Source organism: Komagataeibacter sp. FXV3 (genome assembly GCF_015155755.1).
GTDB lineage: Bacteria > Pseudomonadota > Alphaproteobacteria > Acetobacterales > Acetobacteraceae > Komagataeibacter.
Genome location: NZ_VWPI01000177.1, coordinates 1 through 5,086, shown reverse-complemented (window position 1 = coordinate 5,086; position 5,086 = coordinate 1). Strand labels below are relative to the sequence as shown.

The 5,086-nt window shown below is 48.0% G+C and carries 3 protein-coding genes; all 3 read right to left on the bottom strand.

The features are described from left to right. Positions 1-343: 343 nt before the first annotated feature. The 3 genes from bioB to F1542_RS16655 all read right to left on the bottom strand — a co-directional run bounded on the left by bioB (position 344) and on the right by F1542_RS16655 (position 4,835). On the bottom strand, positions 344-1,318 hold the full coding sequence (gene bioB / locus F1542_RS16665; protein WP_227672833.1) for a biotin synthase BioB: 975 nt from the start codon (positions 1,316-1,318) through the stop codon (positions 344-346). A 66-nt stretch (positions 1,319-1,384) separates the two neighbouring features. Next, positions 1,385-3,760 carry a TonB-dependent receptor gene (locus F1542_RS16660; protein ID WP_193733977.1) on the bottom strand — a complete coding sequence of 792 codons (2,376 nt, stop codon included), beginning with the start codon at positions 3,758-3,760 and terminating at the stop codon, positions 1,385-1,387. 97 nt (positions 3,761-3,857) lie between these two features. Then, complete coding sequence (locus F1542_RS16655) at positions 3,858-4,835, bottom strand: biotin-dependent carboxyltransferase family protein (protein ID WP_193733976.1); 978 nt, start codon at positions 4,833-4,835, stop codon at positions 3,858-3,860. Between the last annotated feature and the right edge of the window lie 251 nt (positions 4,836-5,086).

The following is a 5,086-nucleotide window of genomic DNA, read 5'->3' as shown; positions in this document are numbered from 1 at the left end:
ACTCAGAAGCTCCATGTCAATCACTCCTCAAACCCCCAGCAGATGCTGCCGGGGAGTGTGAAGGCATGGGTCAAATCTCGATGAAAATTTCCGCCCTACCCGGGTCAGTTCTCAGTGAAAATCAACATCCTATCGTTTCATGTCCGAATTTTTGATAAAATGCGCATCGGATATCACTTCGTACATTTCACGTGGACCGATATGGAGGATTGTCATCCAGCCTGGATATAACGACAGCATCTTTAGTGTTGCTGTTATCCGCCTTCTTTTTTTGTCGAGGAAAAACAGCATCGTCATGGATCGTCCCTTTCCACACAGTTTACTGTCTGAATTGTTTGATATATTATACCTTACTAATTGACGTCTGTTTCTGATCATGTGTCATGCCCAGACGATGCATAAGGTCATTATCACTATTTTTATCAGGATTACTAGCAGTCAATAATGTGTCGCCAATGAAAATGGAGTTGGCTCCTGCAAGGAAACACAGCGTCTGCGTTTCATTACTCATGTTCGCACGCCCTGCTGTCAACCGCACGTATGAAGATGGCATCATCAGGCGTGCCAGCGCAACAACACGGACAAAAGCGATAGAATCAACCGGAGGCACATCGGCCATACGGGAATCCGGCATTGGCATCAACATGTTGATAGGAACACTTTCCGGCGGAACAGGCAGGTTAGCCAAGGTAAGTAGCATGTCTATCCGGTCTTTTACCGTTTCCCCCAGTCCCAGTATCCCCCCACAACAAACTTTCATTCCGGCCCTGCGTACATGATCAAGTGTATCCAACCTGTCGCGGAATGTATGCGTTGTTGTAACTTGTGGATAGAAACATTCAGAAGTATCAATGTTATGATTGTAATAGTCCAAACCGGCCTGGCTAAGAGACAGAGCCTGTTCAGATGAAAGTTTACCGAGTGTCATGCATGTTTCCAGTCCCAATGCCTTGACCTCTTTTATCATCTCAACGATAGCCATCTCATCTCGCGGTTGCAGCGAACGCCAGGCCGCGCCCATGCAAAAGCGCGTTGCGCCACGTGCCTGGGCCTGCTTGGCGTTCGCGATTACTTCGTCGGCTTTCATCAATCGGGTGGCTTTCAGTCTGCTGCCATTATGTACGGACTGACTGCAATATCCGCAGTCTTCCGGACAGCCGCCCGTCTTAATATTCAGCAGTTCGCTCATCTGAATATGATTGGGATCAAAATTTTCTCGATGAACGCACTGCGCCCTGAACAACAGGTCGTTGAAGGGCAGGTCATACAGGGACCTGGCGTCAGTATATGACCATGATATATTCTGCTTGCATTCCATGATTTCCATCCTGAAAATCGTAATATGTATAAGAAGAAAAAATGATCAATATAGGGATATGATATCCTAGAATTCCGCCTTGATCGTACCAAAAAACTGCCTAGGTGCACCAATAAGCATGGATTGGTAGTCTGTGTTCAGCGGATAACCATTCTCACCCATCGTGGCGATATAACGTTCATTCGCTAGATTATAGACATCAAAACTGAAAATCAGGTTCTGGACCGATGCAAGATGGCGATTATATTTCGAGAGCGCGCCAAGACTGTAACGTAACCCGGCATTTGCCAGCCAGTATGCTGGCGCTTTATAATTCCCAACATAGCTAAAATTACGCTGCGACATGTAACTGGCATCAACATGAGCTTCCAGCCCACGCCAATTATAGGCAAGCGCAGTTTTATACATGAAACGCGGATATGCAACAACCTGCTGCCCATGCAAATTATATGTTGTTGAAACGCCATTACTGTTAATTGTCAGATCCTGCCCATAAGTCGAATGATTATAGCTGATATTATTACTAAAAGTCAAACCTTTGATCGGAGTTATGGTAAGACCCGCATCCACGCCATTCATGGAAACGCTGCCTACATTGAGCACGGAAGTCACGGGATTGGTAATAGAACCAGATGAAATCTGCTGCAGACGATTATTGAAGTCGGCCCTATACGCATATATGGATGCTTGGACCAGAGAACCTGTATAGCGATAACCTACAGAATAGCTCCATGCTGTTTCGGGCTTCAGACGCCCGCGGGACGTATCATACTGCGCCTGCGACACGGCCATGGGGGACGCTGTCAGGTTATAACCCGATTCTGAAAAGGAATGGACGTTTTCTGCAATATCAAAAAACAGTTCATGTTTGCGAAGGAAATGCCAGTTACCACTGATATGGGGTAGAAACGGCTTGGCGACTGTCAGACTTTCTCCACCAGTAATTGCACTCACGCCTGTATAGGCCTCGTTATTACCGGTTGCACCGACACGTGTTGTCGTCAACAGGGATTTGAAACCAAAATGTAGCGCCAATCCTGGCAGAGGATGATAGGTATCCTGAAAGAAGGCCGTAAAGGTATTGGTATTATAGGTCTGTCCCCAGAATTTTGTAAAAGCGTTTTTGTAATCTCCAAAAGCAGGAAATGGTGATCCTTGTCCCAAAAGCGGTTCTTCATAACCGTACAGGTCAGACATATATTTGTTATTTTCGTACCAGACACCCATTCCAATATCATTATGGGCAATATTGTAATTAACACTCGATATAATACCGAAACGCCGGATGCTTGGCTGTTTCATCTCGTCTGTAAGCGGGGCACCATTGGGTGATGAATAAAAAGGGGAAACCCAGTATTCATGGTCAGATTCACTGTGGCCATAGACCGTTGTTTTCCACCGGACCCTGTTGGTCAGCGCCAAATCAGCGGTAATCCCTCCCAGATAATCATGGTTCTGCGTTCCACCATCATAATATGAGGCATCTTTTGGATCTGACAGTTTCTGATAAGCCGACCCATAATTTCCCTGCGCGGCAGCATAGGCCGCGCCATAATTGGGATAATAATCATCCAAATTATAGCCCATCTTCTGGATCAGTTCAAAAGACATGTCCTGATAGACATGCTGCTCCAGGTCCGTATAATCAAAAAAGGCCGATATCCGACTGTTCTCTCCGATAGGCTGGACAAATTTAGCGTTGACCTGCTGCATGAACTGCCCACCGTAGCCCTTCCATTTCTGTGCATCATTGCGCATGTAGGATGCATAAAAACGGGTTCCCGTCTTATTTAGCGCACCGCTGTCAACCCTGACAAATGTATGAAAAGTCGCGTTGCTACCAAAAGTCTGTGCAACAGTGGCGCCCCGTTTCATTTTTGGATCAGAACTGATAAATGCGATCGAACCACCCAAATTGTTAGTACTGGGCGTTGATTCTGCTCCGGCACTAGGAGAGACATCCAGTCGGGCAACGTTTTCTGAACTTATGGCAGCTACGGAATTCAGGCCGTTATAGTTACGGTAAGACTGTTCACCCAATGGCATTCCATCAAGGGTGAAACCGATTTCGTTCTGCATGAAACCATGCATGTAAGTTTGGGTGGACCATGTATCCATTCCCTGTGGATCATCGGAATTAAACATGACCCCGGGAAGTTGCGCCAGTGCCTTCAAAGGATTGGTGCCCGGAACAAGTTGATTAATCGCTTTGGCGGAGACAACACTGATACTGGCATGAGAGCGATGGCTTCCCGTTACGGCAATGGCTTCGTTTGTTTTGGCTATAAGGGACGCTGCCTGGGAAGTATGATTTTTTGAATGCGTAACCGATCGCGCTGCCAGAGGATGGCCGTATCGGTTATTCGTCGTTTCCGCAATAGCAGGGAAGCTGATCAGAGCGGAAGAAACCGTGAGAAGGGTCGTAAAGGCCTGACGTTTCATGGCACAGTTCTCCTGTTTGCAGTTTTCAGGCTACATTCTACAATACCATTCCGGCACCGTAATGATACGAATGTGCGTTTACATTTGTTTGTGGCAATTACCCGGAAAGTATATGTTGCAGATCGTTCAGCCTCTGCTGTTCTTTCTGTCTCGCTATAAGGGCATCATCCATGGAAACGGGTAAGAAACAGACTTTCTGATGCGGCTGCAACTGCGCTATCAGGTCCATATCGGCCGAAATGATCGTACCCAGGGTAAAATATCCACCGGCAGATACAGCATCCCGATGTAGGATGATTGGCTCTTTTCCGGACGGTACCTGAATGGAACCGTAGGGATAACAGGAATCAACTATATTGGAGGGATTTGATCCTGCGCCAAATGGAGGGTCGCGCGGAACGAATTCCAATGGCGCTCCCTTTTTGAACCGATAACCTGTCCTGTCTGCCTCTGTCCCTACCTGCCAAGTATCCGTCATGAAGCGAACCAGCGAATCTGGCATCACACGGAAAGAATATAGGCCAATAATGACACGTAGTCGGGCTTTGCGTTCCATTGGGCGACGCATAAGGGGAGGAATCTCGGCCCCTGCGACGATCTGCCTTTCTCTTGGCAAAAGGGACAGGACATCCCCATCCTTCAGGGATCTTCCCTTATATCCACCCATCCGACCGGCAAGATAGGTTGACCGACTGTTCATTACCAGCGGCACGTCTATGCCACCGGCGAATGCAATATAGGCACGCGCACCCATACGCATGAACTGGAAGCTTAATACATCCCCCGCATGGGCCTGCAAGGTTTGCCAGGCCGGGCATGCCTCTCCATTAAGCAGAAGTGGTACCTCGGCCCCCGTTACCGCAAAGGCCGTATCATGCAGAAAACGGATTTCTGGCCCCAGCAAAGTAGCTTCCAGTAGTGCGCTACCCGGATCATTCCCGACAAGAAGGTTGGCCGCCCGGGCCGAAAAACGGTCCATTGCGCCTGAGATGGGAATGCCTAGATGATAATAACCAGGACGGCCCATATCCTGAACGGTTGTGGCCAGACCGGGCTTCAGAATTTCAATCGCCATGGAGAGCCTCCGTTAACATGCGGGTTATAGCGGTTGGATTTTCCAAAAAAGCCGATATGCTCAACGAGACCGACCGGATACAGGGCGTAAAGCGGTCGTGCGACACAGCTTCACGTATGGCGTCGTATTCTGGGCGCTCAATGGCTCTAAAACATATAATGTCACCAGGCCGACAGAAAGTGTACTGTCCCTGCATATATGACAGGGCAGCATCAGAATCAAAGATTGGCATAGGGGTAATCCCCAGTAAC

Bases quoted from the DNA above. Each gene is read 5' to 3' on its own strand.
- F1542_RS16660 (WP_193733977.1), bottom strand. From the start codon at position 3,760: ATGAAACGTCAGGCCTTTACGACCCTTCTCACGGTTTCTTCCGCTCTG.
- F1542_RS16655 (WP_193733976.1), bottom strand. From the start codon at position 4,835: ATGGCGATTGAAATTCTGAAGCCCGGTCTGGCCACAACCGTTCAGGAT.
- bioB (WP_227672833.1), bottom strand. From the start codon at position 1,318: ATGGAATGCAAGCAGAATATATCATGGTCATATACTGACGCCAGGTCC.